Below are 20,966 nucleotides of genomic sequence, written 5' to 3'. Positions count from 1 at the left end.
AGGTAGCGGCCACCGTTTGCCCCCTCAGAAGGGGGCAAGTGCCCCGCCGAAGGCCTCCCCCACGAACTTGGCGTAGCCGGTGTGGCATCGGGCGAGCTCCCCGTCCTCGTCGAGCACGTAGGTGGGTTGGCGGTCCCGGTCCTCCTCCGGCACCGGGATCTGCCCCTCCTCGAGGGAGTGCACCCAGTGGCCGGGATGCGTGCTCGCCGCCGCACCCGTCGGGCTGACCCACTCGGTGCGGCCGTCCTCGTGGAGGGTGTGGGTCCAGCGGGGCGAGTGCTTGAGCCGGTGGTGGTGGCGGCACAGGCCGGAGAGGTTGGTCGGGCAGGACGGGCCCTCGGGGTAGGGCACGGCGTGGTCGAGGTCGGCGTCGTGCTGGGAGCAGCCCGTGACGATCCGGCGGTTGCAGCCCCACATGCGGCAGGTCTCGTCGCGGGCGGCGACGAAGTCGCGCATCGAGTCGGTGACCACGTAGCGCGGGTTGGAGGTCTCCATGAGCACGCCTGTCCGGGCGTCGATCAGGGCACGGGAGATCTTGGTGTCGAGGTTGGTCATCAGCGCGGCGACGACGTCGGCAGGGACGAAACCGACGCCGGGGACTTCGCAGCCACTGACCCACGAGGCCGGCCCACCCGGCCCCAGCGCGGTCGGCACCTGGGAGGTGATGGCATCGCCGGCCCACTCCTCGGGCAGCACGTCCACGGCATCAGCACCCTCGCCGGTCACGAAGCGGCCACCCACCGCGGTCGGCCCGTGGAGAGCTTCGGCGATTTCGTCACGTTGGTCGAGGTGCGACGAAGGAGCCTCGAGACCCCATGGCGCAAAGGACAGGCGCGAGGCGGCGGACGTGATCAAGGGCAGGCCGAGCCGGACCTCGGCCCGGACCTCGACGCCCCGGAGCACGAGGTCGGCCAGGCCCTGCGCCCGCGCAGCACCGGCGGTGAGGCCGGGGTCGTCCTCGCGGCAGATCTTGGCGGCGGCGTCGACCGCCGCCTGGATCGCCAGCGCCACTTCCGTGGGCAGGGTCGCGTACATGTTGCTGCAGCCGACGGGGCCGGCGGCGAAGCCGATATGCAGCTGCTCCCGCCGGTTGCGTTGCGCCTTGCGCTCGAGCACCTCCGGCTCGACGCGGGCGAGCATCCGCCGGATCGCCTTGCGCAGCTCACGCTCGTCGAGATCACCGGCCCGCACCGTCCCGGGCTGCCCGCGAAGGGAGAGCAGCAGGTAGGCGACGATCTCCGCCACGGCTTCCGGGCTGGCGTCCTTGGTCTCCTTGGCGACGACCTCGAGGGACCGCTCGCGCATTCGACCGGCGGCGACGAGGTCGGCCAGTTGGCTCAGGTCCGTGATCGCCCGGGCTGCGAGGTCGCAACGACGCCCTGCCTCGGGCGGCCCGGCGTCGACGGCCAGGCCCACGGCCTCGACCGCGAACTCGGCCACCTGCCCGGCGTGCAGATGCACCGGCCGGTAGACGTGGTCGTCACCGACCTCCTCACCCCACCGTGCCGCGTGCCCGATCACCGTCAGCTCGAGCGCGTCTGCCGCCCGTCTGAGTCGCTCGGTCGCCTGGAGCATCTCGCCCAGCGACGCCTCGTCAGCCCATGCGGCCTGCTCCCCCACCCCCTCGCGGACCCGCCCCAGCCCCCTGAAGGACTCCTCCACCACGGCCAGCTCGTCTTCGAACATGTGTCCATGGTCGCAGCGACCACCGACAGCGCCGGGCTAGGTCGTGTGCGGCACCTTCCCCTTGTTCTCGCTCCGCGACGGCAGGGCCCGGTAGGTCTCCGGTCGTAGGTCGCAGCTCGCACGCAGGTCCCCGCGGAGGGAGTAGAAGCGCACCGACTCCGGCCGGAAGTCGTGGAGTCGGTAGAGGTGGTACGACTCCGCCTCTGAGACGCTCACCTCGACCTCGTTGCGGGTGATGACCATCGGCCAATGCGCTCCCTGGGTCGTCGTCTTGACCTCGATCAGCTTGTCAGCCCCGCTGGGCTCGAAGGACCGGATGTCGAACCCGAGGCCGTCACCGACGGTCTGGCTGACGTGCTCGACCCGCGCCGCCAGGGTGTGCTCGCCCATCCGGGTGAGCAGCCGTCGTTCCCGCTCCAGGACCGCTCGTTCACCGGCAGCACCCAACGCACGATTCATCGCCTCCAGCTCCACGAAGTCCCACCGACCCACGTGTCGCCCTGGCCCAGCGCTGACGACATCAAGGCCGAGGGTGGGGGCCTCCCCTTCGACCCAGGCAGCCGATCCGCTCACGTCCGGCATCGCGCGGGTGATCTTGTCGAAGGCGAGGTCAGTGAGCTCAGGCCGACGCAGGATCTCGTCCCGGACGGCGTCTCGTAGAGAGGCCTGGATGTTGGGGTAGGGCTTGTACCCGTTGACGAAGGGAAAGCTCATCTCTCGCAGGACCGCGCTGACATTCATGAACTTGTACTCGATCGATCCTCGACCGCGATCCATGACGTCTTGGAGCTGGCGGTTCACCTGTGCCTTGACGAACCTCTCGTCCTGAAGCTCTGACCGGAGCATGTCGAAGTAAGCGCTGACGAGGATTCCGTTCTCCTCGTCCGTCCAGTCGCCAGACTCCGCCACACACCCTCCCGCCCTGTGAGTCGCACCCTAGAGACTCTCCGCCACCAGGTCAGCTAGGAGGCACGGAAGGACTCGTACGCGAGCTCGAGCAGCGACGGGTCGGGGTGCTCAGCCCGCCGCGCGGGAAGCACCATGAGCTTCTCGTTGTGTCGCTCCTTCAGTCCGTGCTGAAGCATCGGCCCGTCGATCTCCTCGAGCAGATCTCGCCGGATCTGGACGACATGGTCTGGACGGATGCCCAAAATGCCGGAGTCGAAGGCGGCGTGGTGAATTTTGCACAGCGCGAGTCCGTTTCGCACAGAGGCAACTCCGAGCTCGTGACCGTCCTCGACGATGTGCGCAGCGTCCAACAGGTCGCCATGCCTGAGTGCGCACACCGCGCACCGGGTCTTGTAAGCCCGCATCACCGTTGACCTGAAGACCCTCTGGTGAACCCTCTGGTTGCGCTCAACCCGGATGTATCGCCGTACGTGCTCGTCCACCTCGGACAAGGACTCCCGCTGGGTCTCGTCGATGGCTACGACGAACTGGTGCTGAGCCGGCTCTTCGGCCTCGATGTAGACGGGATAGATGGGCTTGTAGTCGCCCGGTCCAACCCCGAAGAACCAGATCAGAGGCAACGAGGCGTTCATTGCGGCCCGGAGGGCCCTGTTCTCCGGGTGCAGGGCGTCTGTGCCCCGCCACTTGTAGCGGAGGCGACCGTCCACCCCGACCGCATCCTCGTAGGGCCGCTGCGCCCCCTCTGCCCGGTAGACGGTGCGTATCGACAGGGCCGCCTGCGCGTCGGCCGGCTTCCGGATCCCACGCTGAGCGTCGACCAACGGGACCCTGACCCCCTCGAACTGGAACTCCCGCAGTGCCTCAGAGCGAAGCCAGTCGCGCTCTGCGGAGGTCGCTCCGTCGAGCCACCCCATCGCGGCCGACCGAAACTCACGCTCGAAGTGCAGGTCCCAGCCCATGGGCCCGAGCTTGCCATCTCGGGTACGCCGAAGGGGGCCAACCGGACTGGCCGGTTGACCCCCTTCGTCAGCTCGTCAGCGGATCAGCTGCAGCCGCTGGTGGAGCCGCAGCCCTCGCAGACGTAGCAGGAGCCGGCGGGACGCATCTTGGTGCCGCAGGTCATGCACATCGGGGCGTCGGCGGTCTTGCCCTGGAACTTCTCGAGCAGCTCGGCCGAGGAGTGGACCGTGGCGTCGACCTCGCGGACGGAGGCGGCACCGGAGCCGGTCTGGTCGGTGGACTCCTCCTCGGAGGTGGCGACCGTGGCGGTCGCAGCCTCCTTGGTCTCCTTGACCTCCGAGGTGGCAGCCGACTGGCTGAAGGACTCGTCGTAGTCACCGTCGTCGTCCGTGGACTCCGGGGCGTACGAGCCGGTCTCGAGCTGGCGGGCCCGCTCCTCGGCGGTGTGGATGCCCATGAAGGACCGGGTGTCGAAGTCCAGGTAGTCCAACGCCAGGCGACGGAAGACGTAGTCCATGATCGACTGCGCCATCCGCACGTCCGGGTCGTCCGTCATGCCGGCCGGCTCGAAGCGCAGGTTGGTGAACTTCTCGACGTAGGTCTCCAGCGGCACACCGTGCTGCAGCGCGATCGAGATCGCGATGGAGAAGGCGTCCATCAGCCCGGCGAGGGTCGAGCCCTGCTTGCCGAACTTCAGGAAGATCTCGCCGAGCTCGCCGTCGTCGTAGGTGCCGGCGGTGAGGTAGCCCTCGGCGCCACCCACGGCGAAGCTCGTGGTCTGCGAGGTGCGACGCTTCGGCAGGCGACGACGCAGCGGGCGGTACTCGACGACCTTCTCCGGCTCGGCCGCAGCGGCCGAGGCACCGGCCTTGGCCTCCTTGGCGGTGGAACCGCCGTCGGAGAGCGGCTGGCCGACCTTGCAGTTGTCGCGGTAGACCGCGAGCGCCTTCAGGCCGAGCTTCCAGCCCTGCATGTAGACGTCCTCGATCTCCTCGACCGTGGCCGACTCCGGCAGGTTGACCGTCTTGGAGATGGCACCCGAGAGGAAGGGCTGGACCGCGGCCATCATGCGCACGTGACCCATCGGGGCGATCGCCCGCGCACCCATGGCGGTGTCGAAGACCTCGTAGTGCTCGGGCTTGAGGCCGGGAGCGTCGATGACGTGACCCTTGTCAGCGATGTACTCGACGATCGCCTCGATGGTCTCCTCGGTGTAGCCGAGCTTCTTGAGCGCGCGCGGGATCGTCAGGTTGACGATCTGCATCGAGCCGCCGCCGACGAGCTTCTTGAACTTCACGAGGGAGAAGTCGGGCTCGATGCCGGTGGTGTCGCAGTCCATCATGAAGCCGATGGTCCCGGTCGGGGCGAGCACCGACGCCTGGGCGTTGCGGTAGCCGTTCTTCTCACCCGTCTTGACGACCGCGTCCCAGGCCTTCGTGGCGTAGGCGTGGATGTCCTTGTCCATGGTGTGCATGGTGCGGATCTGGTCGTTGGCGGCCTGGTGCTTGCGCATGACGCGCTTGTGGGCGTCGGCGTTGCGGGCGTAGCCGTTGTACGGGCCGACGATCCCGGCGATCTCCGCGGAGCGCTTGTAGGACGCACCCGTGAGCAGCGAGGTGATCGCGGCGGCGAGCGCACGACCGCCGTCGGAGTCGTAGCCGTGGCCGGTCGCCATGAGCAGCGCGCCGAGGTTGGCGTAGCCGATGCCCAGCTGGCGGTAGTCACGCGTCGTCGCGCCGATCGACTCGGTCGGGAAGTCCGCGAAGCAGATCGAGATGTCCATCGCGGTGATGACCAGCTCGGCGACCTTCTGGAAGCGCTCGGCGTCGAAGGTGTCGTCGTCCTTGAGGAACTTCAGCAGGTTGAGCGAGGCGAGGTTGCACGAGGAGTTGTCGAGCGACATGTACTCGCTGCACGGGTTGGACGCGGTGATCCGACCGGTCTCCGGGTTGGTGTGCCAGTCGTTGATCGTGCCGTCGTACTGGATGCCCGGGTCGGCGCACTCCCACGCGGCCTTGGCGATCTTGCTCATCAGCTCGCGGGCGTCGACGGACTCGATGACCGAGCCGTCCATGCGGGAGGTCAGGCCGAAGTCGGTGCCCTCCTCGACGGCGCGCATGAACTCGTCGGTGACGCGCACCGAGTTGTTCGCGTTCTGGTACTGCACCGAGGTGATGTCGGCGCCACCGAGGTCCATGTCGAATCCGGCGTCGCGCAGGGCGCGGATCTTGTCCTCCTCGCGCGCCTTCGTCTCGACGAACTCCTCGATGTCCGGGTGGTCGACGTCCAGGACGACCATCTTGGCCGCGCGGCGGGTCGCGCCACCGGACTTGATGGTGCCCGCGGAGGCGTCGGCACCACGCATGAAGGAGACCGGGCCGGAGGCGGTGCCACCGGAGGACAGCAGCTCCTTGGAGGAGCGGATGCGGGAGAGGTTGAGGCCGGCGCCGGAGCCGCCCTTGAAGATGAAGCCCTCTTCCTTGTACCAGTTGAGGATCGAGTCCATCGAGTCGTCGACCGAGAGGATGAAGCAGGCGCTGACCTGCTGCGGGCTCGCGGTGCCGACGTTGAACCACACGGGCGAGTTGAAGCTGAAGATCTGGTGCAGCAGCGCGTAGGTCAGCTCGTGCTCGAAGATCTCCGCGTCGGTGTCCGTCGCGAAGTAGCCGTGCTCCTTGCCCGCCTTGACGTAGGTGAGCACGACCCGGTCGATGAGCTGCTTGAGGCCCGCCTCGCGCTCCGGGGAGCCGACCGCACCCCGGAAGTACTTCGTCGTGACGATGGTCGAGGCGTTGACCGACCAGAAGTCGGGGAACTCGACCCCACGCTGCTCGAAGATCGTCGCGCCGGTCTTCCAGTTCTGCTGGACGACGTCACGCTTCTCCCAGGTGACCTCGTCGTAGGGGTGGACGCCCTCGGTCGTGTGGATGCGCTCGATCGTCAGGCCCTTGGTGCGGGACCCGCGACGGGCGCTGGACTTGCCGGCGGTCTCGGTCATGCTGCTTCTCCTCGATCCGTGTGGTGACGGTCTGCTGCTGGTCGGTGTGGAGTGCTGTGTCAAACGGTGTCACCGGGTACCGACAGCCCACTCGCTGGCGGCACCCGGGGGGTCTCTAGGTGGCGGTCGCGTGCTCGGCGCGCAGGCGCTCGATGGCGGTCTCGAAGTCCTCGAGCGAGTCGAAGGACTGGTAGACCGACGCGAAGCGCAGGTACGCGACCTCGTCGAGCTCGCGCAGCGGCGGCAGGATCGCCATGCCCACCTCGTGGGCGTCGATCTCGGCGCTGCCCTGCGAGCGGATGCTCTCCTCCACGCGCTGGGCGAGGATGGCGAGCTGGTCCTCGGTGACCGGGCGGCCCTGGCAGGCCTTGCGGACACCGGCGAGCACCTTGGCCCGGCTGAAGGGCTCGGCCGCACCCGAGCGCTTGGTGACGGTCAGGCTGGCGCTCTCCAGGGTGGTGAAGCGCCGGCTGCACTCGGGGCACTGACGGCGGCGCCGGATGGCGCTGCCGTCCTCCGTCGTGCGGCTGTCGATGACCCGGGAGTCGGTGTGACGGCAGAACGGGCAGTGCACGCCGTGCTCCCTTCGCTCGTGCGTCCTGTGGACGGTGCGGTGGACGAGTCTGGGGATGGAACCCCATCACCTGTGGAGAACTGGCCCCATCCTGTGCACTAGATGTGGACGAATGACAACCGTGTAACCACTAGATGTAGTGACCATTAGAACCCTCCGTGAGCCTCGACGCAAGTCCCCCACGTGAACCGTCGACGAACGGCACATCGGCCGCCCCCGCATGCTGCGGAGGCGGCCGATGGCTGGCCCGGGCCGGGTCGAAGGGCCCGGGTGTCAGGGGCGCCTCACGGCGCGGGGATGGTGAGCACCTGGCCCGCGTGGACGTGGCTCGTCGACAGGTCGTTGGTCACCTGGAGGCGGGCGACCGCCTCGCGGGTGGGCAGCTGGGAGAGCTCGGCCTCGGCGATCTGCCCGAGGGTCTGCCCCGGCTCGACGGTCACCTGCTGCGGGGTGGTCGCCGGACCGCCGAAGGCGACCGTGGCGCCGGCGACGCTCGCGACGAGCATGGTGGTCACGGTGATCGCCAGGCGCCCACGACGGGTCAGGCGAAGGGAGGTCGTCGCACGCTCCGGGACGGCGTCGCCGGTGGGCACGGAGACGAGGTGACGCGAGCGCGCGGGGCGCGCCGGGTGCACGTCGATGCGGGCGGGGGCGGCGGTGAGAGCGGTCATGCGGTCCTCCTCGTGGCGGCTCTGTCGAACCGGTGTTCGATAGAACGTCTGTACGATGTCTAGCACGGGTGTTCGAAGGAAATCAACAACACGCTCGAACAGATGTTTGAAATGCCTGTTCGATCGGCCTACTGTCGGTCACAGCGAGAAGTTGACCAGCGACCACCGACAACGGTGTCGCGGCGGACGCACGAAGGGGTCGAGATGGGCGACGAGGACAACATCCACCAGCTCCCGCAGCGGGACACCGGCGACGGGCTGACCGTGCGCCAGCGCAAGGTGCTCGAGGTGATCCGCAATGCCGTCGCCACCCGCGGCTACCCGCCGAGCCTGCGCGAGATCGGCGAGCTCGTGGGCCTCACCTCCCCCAGTTCGGTCGCCCACCAGCTCTCCTCCCTGGAGCGCAAGGGCTACCTGCGTCGCGACCCCAACCGCCCCCGCGCGATCGAGGTCATCTCCCCCGACGACCAGCCCTCCCCGACCGACCCCGGGTCGGTCGCTGACATGGCCGGCATGCGCGGCGGCGCGAGCCCCGACGACGAGCCCGTCGACCCGACCGGCTCCGGCGACGAGCGCCCCGAGGCGAGCTACGTGCCCGTCCTGGGTCAGATCGCCGCCGGCGTCCCGATCACCGCCGAGGAGGTCGTCGACGACGTCTTCCCGCTGCCGAAGCAGATCGTCGGCGAGGGCTCGCTCTTCCTGCTCAAGGTCGTCGGTGACTCGATGATCGACGCCGCGATCTGCGACGGCGACTGGGTCGTCGTGCGGCAGCAGCCGAGCGCGGACAACGGCGACATCGTCGCGGCGATGCTCGACAACGAGGCGACGGTCAAGACCTTCAAGCGCAAGGACGGCCACGTGTGGCTGCTCCCCCACAACCCCGCCTTCGACCCCATCGACGGCGACCACGCGACGATCCTCGGCAAGGTCACCGCGGTGCTGCGGCGTCTCTGACGCCTACCTCCGCGAGGTCGACGAGGGAGCGAAGGGAGTCCCCCAGCTCCCCGTCGACGCGGTGGTCGACGAGGTCGTCGCCGCGGGTGGGACCGCGGGTGATGAGCGAGACCGGGATCCCGCGCTTCGCGGCGTGCCGCACGAAGCGCAGCCCCGACATCACCTGCAGCGAGCTGCCGAGCACGAGCAGGCTCGGCGCCGCGTCGACGAGGTCGAAGCAGTGCTGCACGAGCGGCTTGGCGACCGCTCCGCCGAAGAAGACGACGTCCGGCTTGAGCATGTCGGTCCCGCACCGCTCGCACTCCGGTGCGACGAAGCGCTCGACGTCGACGGTCTCGAGCCGCACGTCGCCGTCCGGCCGGATCTCGTCGCTGTCGACGTCGAAGCCGGGGTTCTGCGCCGCCATCCGGGCATCGAGGGTGGGTCGGTCGATGCGCGCCCCGCAGGTCAGGCAGACGACCTCGACGAGGTTGCCGTGCAGCTCGACGACGTCGCGGGTCCCGGCGGCCTGGTGCAGGCCGTCGACGTTCTGCGTGATGACCGGCCCCACCGCCCCGAGCTCCTGCAGGCGGGTCACGAGACGGTGCGCGGCGTTGGGCCGCGCCGCGTGGAACCGCCGCCACCCGACGAAGCTGCGCGCCCAGTAGCGCTGTCGCGCCGAGCTGCTCCCGACGAACTCCGACAGGTGCATCGGGGTCACTCGCCGCGTCCCGTCCGGGCCCCGGTAGTCGGGGATCCCGCTCTCGGTCGACATGCCGGCCCCGGTGAGCACGAGGGCCGGCCCATGGCGCAGCACCCTCGCGATCTGCTCGACCCGATCGACGTCGTCTGGCATGCCTCGATCCTAGGTCGGCGCGACGACCTACGATGGGCCCCATGATCGACGCCGCTGGGCTGCGCGTGATGCGGGCCATCGCCGATGAGGGCAGCTTCACCGCCGCTGCCCTCGCGCTCGGCTACTCGCAGCCCGCGGTCTCCCAGATGGTCAAGCGCCTCGAGCAGCGCACCGGCACCGTCCTCGTCGAAAAGGTCGGTCGCTCCGTTCGGCTCACCGAGGCCGGCGCCGTCCTCGCCCGCCACGCCACCCCCGTGCTCGCCGCTCTCGACGCCGCCGAGGAGGAGGTCGCCGCGATCGCCGGGCTGCGCTCGGGTCGGGTGCGGCTCATGGCCTTCCCGTCGTCGTCGGTGACGCTCGTCCCCCGCGCCCTGGCGGCGGTCCGCGCCGAGCACCCCGACCTGTCCGTGCAGTTCACCGAGGCCGAGCCGCCGGAGTCGCTCGCGGCCCTGCGGGCCGGCGAGGTCGACCTCGCCGTCGCCTTCTCCTACGACGGCAGCGAACTGGCCCGGGGCGAGGACCTCGAGGGCTTCGTCGTGCACCCGCTGCTCGACGAGGAGGTGCGCGTGGCCCTGCCGCGCCACCACCCGCTCGCCGACCACGAGGTCGTCTCGATGACCGACCTCACCGACGACGAGTGGATCGCCGGCTGCGCCCGCTGCCGGGGCCACCTGCTCAAGATCGCCCACGACGCCGGCTTCGCGCCCAAGGTCGCCTTCGAGACCGAGGACTACGTCGCCGTCCAGGGTTTCGTCGCCGCCGGTCTGGGCGTCGCCCTGATCCCCGACCTCATCCGGGCGGCGACGTCCAACGACGACGTCGTCATCCGCCCCCTCGACCCGCAGACCCGGCGCCGGATCCACGTCGTGACGACGGAGGACCTGCTCAAGGTGCCGGCAGTGGCGACGACGCTCGAGGCGCTGACCGCGGCGGCCGAGACGTCACTGCCGGCGTAGGCACCGTCCAGTCGCGCCACTGCGCGAGGATCTCCTGCGGCCGGTCCGAGGCCACGATCACCACGCCCGGGTAGTCCTCGAGCAGCCGGCGCAGCAGCGCTCTCCCCTGAGTGCCCAGGTCGTCGTCGACGTGCTCCAGCAGGAGCAGCGCCGGCTCGCCGAGCATGGCGCGCGCCAGGTGCAGCCGGGCCCGCTCGTGCCGGGTGAGCGGCTCCCCACCCCGACGAAGGGAGGTCCGCTCCCCCTCGGGGAGAGCAGCCACCCGCTCCGCGAGACCGACTGCCGCCAGGGCCGAAGTGCCCTCCTCCGCCGGGAGGTCGGGTCGGCGGTAGCGCACCGCCCGGGAGATCGGGCCACGCTCGAGCCGGGCCCCGGCCGCAGCATGGCCGATCCGGCGTCGGCGGGTCTTCGGCCCGGTGACGGCGAGGTCCTTGCCGTCGACGCACAGGCTGCCCCCACCCGAGCGGCCGGGCACGGCGAGGGCCGCGAGCACCTCACGGGCGTGGGCCGGCGAGGCCCCTCGCACGAGGATGCGCTCCCCCGGCTCGGCGACGAGGCCGGGCAGCTCGCGACCGTCGACCCGCAGCCCGCGCACGACGACGCGGCCACCCGAGGAGACCCCGGGGTCGACGAGGGGAGCCGGCGCGACCGGCCCCGGGCCCGCGGCGGTCTCAGCCGTCTCGACGAGCAGGGGCGCGATGATCCGGCGGGCGGCACGGTGGTTCTGCCGGTACTCCACGATCCGGCCCGCGTCGCCGACGGGGCCGGTGACGATGCCGATGATCGTCAGCGCGACGGCGACGGTGGCGACCGGCACGATGCCGAGGGCCCCGAGCGCGGCAGCGCCGGCCGACCCCGCCACCGGTGCGACGACGGCACAGGCCCCCAGCAGACCGGCCGTGCGCGAGCGGTGCACGGCGGCGTCGACGACCCGCGAACCCGAGCGGTCGATGGCCCGCAGCTCGCGATCTACCCCGCCGGCCGCCGCGATGCCGGGGGCGGCGCTCACCGTGTCGGCGACGCGGGCGGCGAGGGCCCCGCGACGGCGACGCAGGTCCCGTGCCCGCTCGAAGGCCGGCCCGGAGACCCGGGCGAGCGCGAGCCCGAGCAGCCCGAGAGGGGCGGCGAGCGCGAGCGCGAGCGGCCACGCGATGACGGCGAGGGCGGCGACCGACCCCACGACGAGCGGCACGAGGGCCACGAGCGGGGCGATGCCGAGCGAGACCCAGTTGCGCACGCTGGCAAGGTCGTTCGTCGAGCGGGCGATGGTGATGCCGAGCGAGGGAGCGCTCGCCGCGGTCATCGCGTGCTCGACGAGACCCCTGCGGATCTGCTGCACGTAGTCCTGGCCGAGGCGCTCCGCGACCACCCGCTCGACGTACTTCGTGGCCCCGAGACCGACAAGGGCGCCGAGCAGCACGGCGACGTCGACGCCGACCTCGCGGGCCGGCCGGCCCGCGTCGCGCAGCAGCACGCCGACGAGCAGACCCGCACCGATCGCGCACGCCGTGTGGGCGATCGACGTCGCGACGAGCAGGGCCATGAGCAGCCGTCGCGGGCCACGCAGGAGCGGAGGCATCAGGACGCCAGCGCGCCGGCCGCCTCGACCGGCAGCAGCCCGAGCGCCGTCGCCGGCTCGCGCAGGTCGAAGGTGCCGATGACCGGCACGGGCAGCGTCGCCCCCGCCTCGCGCGCAGCGAGCGGCGAGGAGGTGACCACACCGGAGACGGCCGCCGTGGTCAGCCCGGCACCGTCGAGCACCTGCAGACCGGCGACCGCACCGAGGGCGTCCTGCGAGGCGAAGACGACCCGGTCGACGCGGTCGTGGAAGGCGCCGTCCTGCAGCAGCCAGCGGGTCTCCTCCTGGTAGACCCCGTCCGCGACCTCGATGACGACGGCATCCGGGCCGGTGGCCACGAGCTCGTCGACCATGCGGACGAAGATCTCGCGGATGCGCTCGTGCCCCAGGCGGTAGGTCGTCGCGTGGCCGAAGTCGGTGAAGTCGAGGACCGTCGAGGCACCCGCGTCGCGGAACTGGTGGGGGTCGTTGCCCGCCCCGGTGCCGGTGGACTTGCCGGCGGCGACCTGCAGGCCCGCGCCCACGAGGCCGTTGACGATCGAGCCGAGCACCGTGGACTTGCCGGAGTTCATCGACGAGCCGAGGACGACGACGACCGGCGGCCGGGCCCCGGCGGGCGCGGCGGCGCTCGTGCCCGACCCGAGCGGCGCGAAGCGGTCGAGGGTGACCCGCCCCTCGGCATCGGCGAGCAGGCCCAGCGGCTCAAGACGAGTGGCCATGTCGATGCTCGCGTGCTGCTCGAGCACCTGCGAGGCGAGGCCACCGCCGGCGACGAGGTCGGCCGGGGCGAGCGAGTCGGGCACGTGCGCGAGGAACTGGTCGGGGGCGTAGCGGTCGCCGTAGGCGACGAGGACCTCGCGGCCGGGGAAGAGCATCTGGCGACGGGAGACGGGGCTCTCGAGACGGGTGTGCTTGCCGATCTCGACGACCCGCGCGAGGACGACGTCACCGGCACGCGGGACGACGTCCGCTCCGTACTCGAGGTGGTAGCCGTCGGGGGCTGCGTCGACGGCCGCGGCGACGAAGCGGGTGGTGTAGGCCTTGAGCACGCGGCGCAGCCGCAGCGGGTCCAGTGCCTCGGTGTGGTGGCCGGGGGCCATCGCCGGGGTCGGGTCGAGGACGAGCGTCGTGGCCTCGCCGGTGCGGTCGGTGGTCGTCGTCATGATCGGCTCCTGTGCTCGTGTCCGGTGCTCGCAGGGTCCTGCGTTCACAAGAGACAGATCACCGCACCGGGGTGAAGCGGGCATGAGATCCGGATGAGGGTCCCTTCATCCGCCCTCATCCGGACGTGACGACCGCCGGCCCGTCGAGCACGGCGACGTCGCCGTCCCGGTCCGTCCGCAGCACGCGCGACCCGTGGCGAGCGGCCCAGGCCAGGGCCGTCGGCGTGGGGTGGCCGTAGGTGTTGTCGGCGCCCACGCTGATGATCGCGACGGGTGCGACCACCGCATCCATGAGCCCCTCGTCGACATTGCTCGACCCGTGGTGCGGCATCTTGAGCACGTTGAGGTCCCCTGCAGCGGCACTCATCCGCGGGTCGCGACGCAGCGCGAGCCGGATCGCGCTGCCGGCCTCGCGCTCGATGTCGCCGAGCAGCAGGGCACTGACGTCACCGACCTGCACGTGGAGCACGATGCTGCCGTTGTTGGCCGCGGACCCTCCGGCGACCGGCCGGTCCGGCCACCACGTCTCGGCCGCGACATCGCCGAGCTGCCAGCTATCGCCAGCGCGCAGGGTGCGCACCGGCACCCCGTGCCGGTCGGCGATCTGGCGCACCTGCCGCACGGCCCAGGCCGGGTCCTCCACCGGCGAGACGAGCACCTGCCCGACCGCGCGCCCGTCCATCGCGGCGGCGAGGTCGCCGACGTGGTCGTCGTGGAAGTGGGTGAGCACCACCGCGTCGAGCGTGCGCACACCGAGCCGGCGCAGGCAGCCGTCGATGCCGCCGCCCTCGGGCCCGACGTCGACGACCACCGCCCGCCCGGGCCCCGAGGCGAGGACGAGCCCGTCCCCCTGCCCGACGTCGCAGGCGACGAGCCGCCACCCCGGCGGCGGCCAGGCGAGACTGCGGGAGGGCACCGCACCGACGGCGACCACGACGACGAGGGCGATCGCCACGAGCGGGCTCCCCCGCGGGCGCCGGATCGTCCAGGGCCCACCGAGGACGACCACCCCCGTGACGAGCGTGAGCAGGACCGCGCCGGGCGGACCATCGGGCCACGGCAACGCCCCGCCGGGGACGTCCGCGCTCACCCGGGCGGTCCACGCGATGGCCAGGGCGAAGGGGGCGCCGCACCAGGCGACGAGCCCCGCCAGCGCTCCGCTCACGACGGCCACGAGGGCGGCGGTGACGCCCAGGACCGTGGCCGGTGCGACGAAGGGGGCCGCCACGAGGTTGGCGACGACGGCCACAAGACTCACATTGCCCTGCAGCAGGACGACGACCGGTCCGCAGACGAGCTGGGCCGCGACCGGGATCGCCACCGCGGGGCCGATGAGGTGGAGTCGACGCGGCAGGTGAGCGTTGATCGCTGCCGACCACGGCCGGACGAAGAGCAGCAGCCCCAGCGTCGCGAGTGTCGACAGGACGAAGCCGTAGGAGCGTGCGAGCCACGGGTCGAGTGCGAGCAGCGCGAGGACCGCGCAGCACAGCGCGGGGGTGCCCGCGCCGCGCCGGTCGGTGCTCATGCCGAGCAGCCCGATCGCCCCCATGGTCGCCGCCCGGATGACGCTCGGCTCGGGCCGGGCGAGCACGACGAAGAAGGCCAGCCCGATCCCCGCGACCCAGGGTCGCCAGCGGCGCGGCAGGCCGAGCAGTCGACCCACCCCGACGAGGGCCGCGAGGACGACCGCGACGTTGGACCCGCTCACCGCCGACAGGTGCGACATGCCGGTGACGAGCATGTCGTCGGTGAGCTCCTGCGGCGTCATCGAAGTGTCACCGATGACGAGCGCGGGCAGCAGTCCGCGGGCGTCGCCGGGCAGTGGGTCGACGGCCTGCCGCAGGCCGTCACGCAGGTGCTCCGCGGCCCGCCGCACGGGCGAGCGATCGCCGACCGCCTCGGGTGGTCCGCGCGGGCTGAGAAGGGCGACCTCCGGGTCGGCGGGTTCTGCCGGAGCGAGCTTGCCCGACAAGCGGATCCGGTCGTGCCAGCCGACCTGCGCCCACGCGTCCGCGGCCCGCACGTAGACGGGCGCGCTGACCCGCGTCGTCGTCCCCCGCGCGGTCACCGACTCCAGCCGGACCCGCAGCAGCACCTGCTCGGGCGGGTCACCGTCCTCGTCGCCCGACCCGCGACCGGCCCGCACGATCGGCTCGGTGAGCACGACGCCCTCGGCCCGGACCATGGCCCGCTCCTGCGCGAGGTCGTCGACCGGCCCGGTGCGCCGGGTCGTCTCGTGGGCCGCCGAGGACCCGAGCACGAGCACCGTCGCGAGGAGCGTGAGGGCGAGGACACCCGGCCCGTCCCGCCGCAGGGAGGCGCGGGCGTGCCGACCGCGGTAGCGCACCCCGGCCCCGACGAGGGCGACGACCCCGACGACCGCGCCCACGGCCACCCGGGCGCGCAGCCCGCCCGGCCACGACAGGGCCCACGCCCCGATCCCCCACGCGGTGAGGCAGGGCAGCAGCAGACGCAGGTCGAGGGCCGCCGGGGTCGGCTGCTCCTCGCGGCTCACACCGTGACCTCGGGTGCCAGCTGGGCATAGATCTTGTCGCCGATGCCGCTCACCTCGCCGAGCTCCTCGACCGCCGTGAAGCTCCCGTGCTCGGTCCGCCAGTCGAGGATCCGCTGGGCGAGCACCGGACCGACGCCGGGCAGGGTCTCGAGGGTCGCGAGGTCGGCGGTGTTGAGGTTGACCGGGGCCCCGGCGGCGGGGGTGCCCGCGGGGGCGCCTCCAGCAGAGGGTGCGCCCCCGGCCGGCGCTCCGGCCGCGGGTGGTGTCTCCCCCGGCTTGGGCACGACGACCTGCTCGCCGTCGACGAGCAGCCGCGCGAGGTTGACGCCGTCGAGGTCGGCCCGACGGGTCGCCCCGCCGACCTCCTCGATCGCATCGGCGACCCGCGCTCCGGCGTCGAGGGTGACCATGCCCGGCCGGCGCACCTGACCGACGACATGGACGGTGACCCCCGCCGTCGTCGGCGCCGCACCCGGGGTCGCCGACGCACCGGCTGGTGCCGTCGTCGGCTCGCCGTCCGGTTCCCCGCTCGCCGCTACCGCCCCTGCCGGGCTCGTCGTGACGGGCTGAGGTGCGGCGTCCTGCCGGGCGAGCACGGTGCGCCCGGCGAGCATGGCCACCGCCACGGCGACGACGAGCGCGACCCCGACGATCGCCTGTCGACTCACGCCGTAGCGCCCGCCGGCGAGGGTGGACGGCAGCTCGAGCGGTCGCGGGTCACGCGACTCGTCGAGGATCTCGGCGACCCGCTCGGAGGGCTCGGAGGTGCGTCGGCTCATGCTCCCGACGCTAGGCAGCACCCGCCGTCACCAGCCGCACTCGAGCAGACCTGTGGACCGGCCCCCTTCGCCCCGGGGGCTTGTGGATCAGTCGCGCGGACGCGGGCTGACGACGACGCCGATCGTGCCGAGACCGACGTGCGCGCCGATGACGGCGCTCATCGGCGACAGCTCCACCGGGCCGGCGATGCGCTCGGAGAGGGCGGCGGCGAGGGGCTCGGCCCGCGTGGCCGCGTCGACGTGGTGCACACCGACCTCGACCCCGTCGGCCCACTCGGGCAGCGCCTCGCACTCGGCGACGGTCAGCTCCTGCAGGCGGGCGATCGCTCGCCCGGCCGTGCGCACCCGCTCGAGGGGCTCGACGTGACCGTCGACCATGTGCAGCACGGGCTTGATCGCCAGGGCCGAGCCGAGCAGCGCCCGTGCGCCCCCGATCCGTCCCCGCGGTGCAGCCGGTCGAGGGAGTGCACGACGAGACGCACGCTCGAGCCGCCGCACCGGCGCTCGACCCGCTCGACGACCTCGTCGACCGACCGGCCCGCGGCCGCGTCCCGCGCGGCGGCGATGACGGCGAAGCCCAGGCCCATGCCCACGAGCCGCGAGTCGACGACCCGCACGGGCACCGGCGCCTCGTCGGCAGCGGCCCGCGCCGCCTCGACCGTGCCCGACAGCCCACCGCTGATGTGGACGGAGACGATCTCGGTGGCGCCCCCCTTCGCCGCCTGCTCGTAGGCCCGCAGGAAGGTCGCCGGAGCCGGCCGCGAGGTGTTGATCTCCGCCTTGCGACGCAGCGCCTCGATGACGACCGAGGCATCGACCCCGTCTCCCTCGATCCGCTCCCCGCCGTCGATGACCAGCTGCAGCGGCACGACCCTGATGCCGTGCTCGGCGACGACCGTCGCGGGCAGCGTGGCGGTCGAGTCGGTGATGACGGCGGTACTCACGGGCCGAGACTACCGAGAGCCCTAGCCTGTGGTCATGGCCGACACCGACCGACTGCCCTACCTCGACACGTCCCTGCCCGAGGCGTGGAAGGCCCTCAACGCCCTCGCCCTCAAGGTCTCCGCCGCGGCCGAGGCCGCCGGCCTCGAGCGCGAGACCGTCGAGCTGATGAACGTGCGCATCTCGCAGCTCAACGGCTGCTCCTTCTGCCTCGACCTGCACACCCGGAAGGCGACCGAGGCCGGCGCCACGGTGCAAAAGCTCGCCCAGCTGCCCGCGTGGCGCGACTCGACGCTCTTCGACCCCGTCGAGTGCGCCGTCCTCGACGTCGCCGAGGCGACGACGACCCTGCCCGACCCGCAGGTGCGCGGCGAGGCCCTCAGCGCCGCCCGGTCGCTGCTGGGCGACGAGACCTTCGCCGCGGTCGAGTGGGCCGCGGTGACGATGAATGCCTTCAACCGGGTGTCGATCCTCTCCGAGCACCCGGTGCGCGTCAGGTAGTGCGCGTCAGGAGCTAGACCGGCACGACGTTGACGAGCTTGGGCGCCCGGACGATGACCGTGCGGACGCCGCCCTCCGTCGCCGCCCTGACCTTGTCGCGGCCGAGGGCGAGCTCACGCAGCTCGTCCTCACCGATGTCGGCCGGGACCTCGACGCGGTCGCGGACCTTGCCCTTGATCTGGATGACGCAGGTGACGCTCGCCTCGACCATCTTGCTCTCGTCGGCGACGGGGAAGTCCTCGTGCGCCAGCGACTGCGGGTGACCCAGACGCGACCACAGCTCCTCGGCGAGGTGCGGGGCCACGGGGGCGACCATGAGCACGAGCGGCTCGATCGCCGCGCGCGGCACCGCGTCGAGCTTGGTGAGCGCGTTGTTGAGCTCGATGAGCCGGGCGATCGCGGTGTTGAAGCCGAGGGAGCCGTAGTCCTCGCTCACCGCCGCGATCGTCTGGTGCAGCAGCCGCTCGGTGTCGGCGTCGAGGGCGTCGTCGGTGACCCGCAGCTCGCCGGTCTCCTCGTCGACGACATTGCGCCACAGGCGCTGCAGGAAGCGCTGGCTGCCGACGACGGCGCGGGTCTCCCACGGCTTGGACTGCTCGAGCGGACCGAGCGACATCTCGTAGACGCGGAAGGTGTCGGCGCCGAACTGCTCGTACATCTCGTCGGGGCTGACGGCATTCTTCAGCGACTTGCCGATCTTGCCGTACTCCTGGGTGACCGGCTCGCCCTGCCAGGTGAACGTCGTCTCGCCACCGTCGCCGACGTGCTCCTCGACCTCGGCGGCCGGCACCGGCTGGCCGCGGTGGTCGCGGTAGGCGTGCGCCTGGATGTAGCCCTGCGAGAAGTACTTGCGGAAGGGCTCCTCGCTGCTCACGTGGCCGAGGTCGAAGAGCACCTTGTGCCAGAAGCGGGCGTAGAGCAGGTGGAGCACGGCGTGCTCGACACCACCGATGTAGAGGTCGACGCCGCCCGGGTCACGGGTGCCGGCGGGGGCGCCGGGCACCGGCTCGTCGCGCGGGCCGACCCAGTAGGCCTCGTTGGCCGGGTCGACGAGCGCCTCGGCGTTGGCCGGGTCGAGGTAGCGCAGGTAGTACCAGCACGAGCCGGCCCAGTTCGGCATCGTGTTGGTCTCGCGGCGATAGGTCTTGGGCCCGTCGCCGAGGTCGAGCTCGACCTCGACCCAGTCGGTGGCGCGGCCCAGCGGCGGCTCCGGCTCGCTGCTCGCGTCGTCGGGGTCGAAGGTCCGCGGGCTGTAGTCGTCGACCTCGGGCAGCTCGACGGGCAGCATCGAGTCGGGGACCGCGTGCGGGACGCCGTCCTCGTCGAAGACGATCGGGAAGGGCTCGCCCCAGTAGCGCTGCCGGGAGAAGAGCCAGTCGCGCAGCTTGTAGTTGACCGTGCCGCGGCCGACGCCCTGCTCCTCGAGCCAGGCGGTGATCGCCGCCTTGCCCTCGGCGACCGACATGCCGTCGAGCGAGATGGAGTCGTTGGTGGAGTTGATGATCGCGCCGTCGCCGCCCCACGCACCCTCGTGCCCCTCGGGGGCCTGCACGGTCGGGACGATGTCGAGACCGAAGGCGGTCGCGTAGTCGAAGTCACGCTGGTCGCCCGACGGCACCGCCATGATCGCGCCGGTGCCGTAGCCCATGAGGACGTAGTCGGCGACGAAGACCGGGATGCGTGCGCCGTTGACCGGGTTGGTCGCCCAGCCGCCGGTGAAGACACCGGTCTTGTCCTTGGTCTCGATCTGGCGCTCGACGTCGCTCTTGCGGCCGGCGGCGTCGCGGTAGGCCGACACGGCGGCGAAGGGGGTGTCCGCGCCACCGGTCCATGCGTCGAGGGTGCCCTCGGGCCAACCGCCCTGCGGGACGAGGGAGTCCACGAGCGGGTGCTCCGGCGCGAGGACCATGAAGGTCGCGCCGAAGAGGGTGTCGGGGCGGGTCGTGAAGACCTCGATCGGGTGCTCGGTGCCGTCAGCACCCGTCGCGGTGAAGGTCACCTGCGCGCCCTCGCTGCGGCCGATCCAGTTGCGCTGCATGGCCTTGACCTTGTCCGGCCAGTCGACGCGGTCGAGGTCGTCGGCCAGGCGGTCGGCGTAGGCGGTGATGCGCATCATCCACTGGCGCAGGTTGGCCTTGAAGACCGGGTAGTTGCCGCGCTCGGAGCGACCGTCGGCCGTGACCTCCTCGTTGGCCAGGACGGTGCCAAGACCGGGCGCCCAGTTGACCGGGGCGTGGCTGGTGTAGACGAGGCGGTACTCGTCGAGGACGTCGGAGCGCTCCTTGGCCGACAGCTGCGACCAGGTGCGGGTCTCCCCCTTCGGCAGGGGGCGCTCACCGGACTCGAAGGCGGCGACGAGCTCCGCGATGGGCCGGGCCCGGCCGAGACCGCCGTCGGGCCGCACGGCCTCCTCGTCGTACCAGGCATTGAAGATCTGGCTGAAGATCCACTGCGTCCAGCGGTAGTAGTCGGGGTCGATCGTCGCGAAGGCGCGCCGGTCGTCGTGGCCGAGGCCGAGGCGGCGCAGCTGCCGCTTCATCGTCGCCATGTTGGCCTCGGTCGTCACCCGCGGGTGCTGACCGGTCTGCACGGCGAACTGCTCCGCGGGCAGGCCGAAGGCGTCGTAGCCGAGGCAGTGCAGCACGTTCTTGCCGAGCATCCGCTGGTAGCGGGCGTAGACGTCGGTCGCGATGTAGCCCAGCGGGTGACCGACGTGCAGGCCGGCGCCCGAGGGGTAGGGGAACATGTCGAGGACGAGCATGTGGCCGTCGTGCTCGCGCACGCGCTCCGGCTCGGCCCACGGGCCGGCAGGGTTGGGCGCGCGGAAGGTCCCGAGCTCCTCCCAGCGGTCCTGCCAGCCGGTCTCGATCCGACCGGCCATCTCCGCGGTGTAGCGGTAGGGCGTCTCGCTCATCTGTGGTGCTTCTCCCGGGGTCGACGTGTG

General features: G+C 71.7%; 15 protein-coding genes and 1 pseudogene. 3 read left to right on the top strand and 13 right to left on the bottom strand.

Translation table 11 applies throughout. From position 1 onward, the window contains the following. Positions 1-24: 24 nt before the first annotated feature. The 6 genes from NMQ01_RS15905 to NMQ01_RS05645 all read right to left on the bottom strand — a co-directional run bounded on the left by NMQ01_RS15905 (position 25) and on the right by NMQ01_RS05645 (position 7,798). Positions 25-1,686: an HNH endonuclease signature motif containing protein gene (locus NMQ01_RS15905; protein ID WP_303708269.1), complete on the bottom strand. Its 1,662-nt coding sequence runs from the start codon at positions 1,684-1,686 to the stop codon at positions 25-27. 36 nt (positions 1,687-1,722) lie between these two features. Next, on the bottom strand, positions 1,723-2,595 hold the full coding sequence (locus NMQ01_RS05665) for a DUF3883 domain-containing protein (RefSeq protein ID WP_255185891.1): 873 nt from the start codon (positions 2,593-2,595) through the stop codon (positions 1,723-1,725). A gap of 53 nt (positions 2,596-2,648) precedes the next feature. After that, positions 2,649-3,554 (bottom strand): HNH endonuclease, encoded by a 906-nt coding sequence (locus tag NMQ01_RS05660; protein WP_255185890.1) that lies wholly within the window; start codon positions 3,552-3,554, stop codon positions 2,649-2,651. 83 nt (positions 3,555-3,637) lie between these two features. Then, a complete protein-coding gene (locus tag NMQ01_RS05655) occupies positions 3,638-6,553 on the bottom strand; it encodes a vitamin B12-dependent ribonucleotide reductase (RefSeq protein ID WP_255185889.1) in 2,916 nt (971 codons plus the stop codon). Positions 6,554-6,668: 115 nt separating this feature from the next. Further along, positions 6,669-7,127 (bottom strand): transcriptional regulator NrdR, encoded by a 459-nt coding sequence (gene nrdR / locus NMQ01_RS05650; protein ID WP_255185888.1) that lies wholly within the window; start codon positions 7,125-7,127, stop codon positions 6,669-6,671. A 284-nt stretch (positions 7,128-7,411) separates the two neighbouring features. Continuing rightward, positions 7,412-7,798, bottom strand: a complete 387-nt coding sequence (locus NMQ01_RS05645; RefSeq protein WP_255185887.1) for a LysM peptidoglycan-binding domain-containing protein — start codon at positions 7,796-7,798, stop codon at positions 7,412-7,414. Positions 7,799-8,002: 204 nt separating this feature from the next. Between NMQ01_RS05645 and lexA the strand changes: the two genes are divergently transcribed. Continuing rightward, positions 8,003-8,752: a transcriptional repressor LexA gene (gene lexA / locus NMQ01_RS05640; protein WP_255185886.1), complete on the top strand. Its 750-nt coding sequence runs from the start codon at positions 8,003-8,005 to the stop codon at positions 8,750-8,752. On the opposite strand, the gene NMQ01_RS05635 is transcribed toward lexA, so the two are convergent. Then, complete coding sequence (locus NMQ01_RS05635; protein WP_255185885.1) at positions 8,727-9,587, bottom strand: NAD-dependent protein deacetylase; 861 nt, start codon at positions 9,585-9,587, stop codon at positions 8,727-8,729. The genes lexA and NMQ01_RS05635 overlap by 26 nt on opposite strands. A 41-nt stretch (positions 9,588-9,628) precedes the next feature. On the opposite strand from NMQ01_RS05635, the gene NMQ01_RS05630 reads away from it, so the two are divergent. After that, positions 9,629-10,543 carry a LysR family transcriptional regulator gene (locus NMQ01_RS05630; protein ID WP_255185884.1) on the top strand — a complete coding sequence of 305 codons (915 nt, stop codon included), beginning with the start codon at positions 9,629-9,631 and terminating at the stop codon, positions 10,541-10,543. Here NMQ01_RS05630 and NMQ01_RS05625 read toward each other — a convergent pair. The 5 genes and pseudogenes from NMQ01_RS05625 to NMQ01_RS05605 form a co-directional block, all read right to left on the bottom strand. Next, positions 10,473-12,122 carry an ABC transporter ATP-binding protein gene (locus tag NMQ01_RS05625; protein WP_255185883.1) on the bottom strand — a complete coding sequence of 550 codons (1,650 nt, stop codon included), beginning with the start codon at positions 12,120-12,122 and terminating at the stop codon, positions 10,473-10,475. The genes NMQ01_RS05630 and NMQ01_RS05625 overlap by 71 nt on opposite strands. Beyond that, the gene (locus NMQ01_RS05620) at positions 12,122-13,285 is read right to left on the bottom strand and encodes a DUF1611 domain-containing protein (RefSeq protein ID WP_255185882.1); all 1,164 of its coding nucleotides are present in this window, start codon (positions 13,283-13,285) and stop codon (positions 12,122-12,124) included. The genes NMQ01_RS05625 and NMQ01_RS05620 overlap by 1 nt, the downstream gene beginning before the upstream one ends. Positions 13,286-13,400: 115 nt before the next feature. Continuing rightward, a complete protein-coding gene (locus NMQ01_RS05615; RefSeq protein WP_255185881.1) occupies positions 13,401-15,800 on the bottom strand; it encodes a ComEC/Rec2 family competence protein in 2,400 nt (799 codons plus the stop codon). Next, positions 15,797-16,579, bottom strand: a complete 783-nt coding sequence (locus NMQ01_RS05610; RefSeq protein ID WP_255185880.1) for a helix-hairpin-helix domain-containing protein — start codon at positions 16,577-16,579, stop codon at positions 15,797-15,799. The genes NMQ01_RS05615 and NMQ01_RS05610 overlap by 4 nt, the downstream gene beginning before the upstream one ends. A gap of 87 nt (positions 16,580-16,666) precedes the next feature. After that, positions 16,667-17,523 (bottom strand): annotated as a pseudogene (locus NMQ01_RS05605) (DegV family protein). 34 nt (positions 17,524-17,557) lie between these two features. Here NMQ01_RS05605 and NMQ01_RS05600 point away from each other — a divergent pair. Further along, positions 17,558-18,022, top strand: coding sequence for a carboxymuconolactone decarboxylase family protein (locus tag NMQ01_RS05600; RefSeq protein ID WP_255185879.1), 465 nt, complete (start codon positions 17,558-17,560; stop codon positions 18,020-18,022). A gap of 13 nt (positions 18,023-18,035) precedes the next feature. On the opposite strand, the gene leuS is transcribed toward NMQ01_RS05600, so the two are convergent. Continuing rightward, a complete protein-coding gene (gene leuS / locus NMQ01_RS05595) occupies positions 18,036-20,936 on the bottom strand; it encodes a leucine--tRNA ligase (protein WP_255185878.1) in 2,901 nt (966 codons plus the stop codon). Positions 20,937-20,966 lie beyond the last annotated feature (30 nt).

Origin of the sequence: Janibacter sp. CX7 (assembly GCF_024362365.1) — a bacterium.
Classification (GTDB): Bacteria; Actinomycetota; Actinomycetes; order Actinomycetales; family Dermatophilaceae; genus Janibacter.
The sequence above is the reverse complement of the archived record's forward strand: the minus strand, read 5'-3'. Positions and strand labels throughout refer to the sequence as shown.

What these genes read in the sequence shown, in the direction of transcription:
- lexA (WP_255185886.1), top strand. Translation starts at nt 8,003, where the DNA reads ATGGGCGACGAGGACAACATCCACCAGCTCCCGCAGCGGGACACCGGC.
- leuS (WP_255185878.1), bottom strand. Translation starts at nt 20,936, where the DNA reads ATGAGCGAGACGCCCTACCGCTACACCGCGGAGATGGCCGGTCGGATC.
- NMQ01_RS05610 (WP_255185880.1), bottom strand. Translation starts at nt 16,579, where the DNA reads ATGAGCCGACGCACCTCCGAGCCCTCCGAGCGGGTCGCCGAGATCCTC.
- NMQ01_RS05630 (WP_255185884.1), top strand. Translation starts at nt 9,629, where the DNA reads ATGATCGACGCCGCTGGGCTGCGCGTGATGCGGGCCATCGCCGATGAG.
- NMQ01_RS05635 (WP_255185885.1), bottom strand. Translation starts at nt 9,587, where the DNA reads ATGCCAGACGACGTCGATCGGGTCGAGCAGATCGCGAGGGTGCTGCGC.
- NMQ01_RS05625 (WP_255185883.1), bottom strand. Translation starts at nt 12,122, where the DNA reads ATGCCTCCGCTCCTGCGTGGCCCGCGACGGCTGCTCATGGCCCTGCTC.
- NMQ01_RS05620 (WP_255185882.1), bottom strand. Translation starts at nt 13,285, where the DNA reads ATGACGACGACCACCGACCGCACCGGCGAGGCCACGACGCTCGTCCTC.
- NMQ01_RS05655 (WP_255185889.1), bottom strand. Translation starts at nt 6,553, where the DNA reads ATGACCGAGACCGCCGGCAAGTCCAGCGCCCGTCGCGGGTCCCGCACC.
- NMQ01_RS05660 (WP_255185890.1), bottom strand. Translation starts at nt 3,554, where the DNA reads ATGGGCTGGGACCTGCACTTCGAGCGTGAGTTTCGGTCGGCCGCGATG.
- NMQ01_RS05645 (WP_255185887.1), bottom strand. Translation starts at nt 7,798, where the DNA reads ATGACCGCTCTCACCGCCGCCCCCGCCCGCATCGACGTGCACCCGGCG.
- NMQ01_RS05600 (WP_255185879.1), top strand. Translation starts at nt 17,558, where the DNA reads ATGGCCGACACCGACCGACTGCCCTACCTCGACACGTCCCTGCCCGAG.
- NMQ01_RS15905 (WP_303708269.1), bottom strand. Translation starts at nt 1,686, where the DNA reads ATGTTCGAAGACGAGCTGGCCGTGGTGGAGGAGTCCTTCAGGGGGCTG.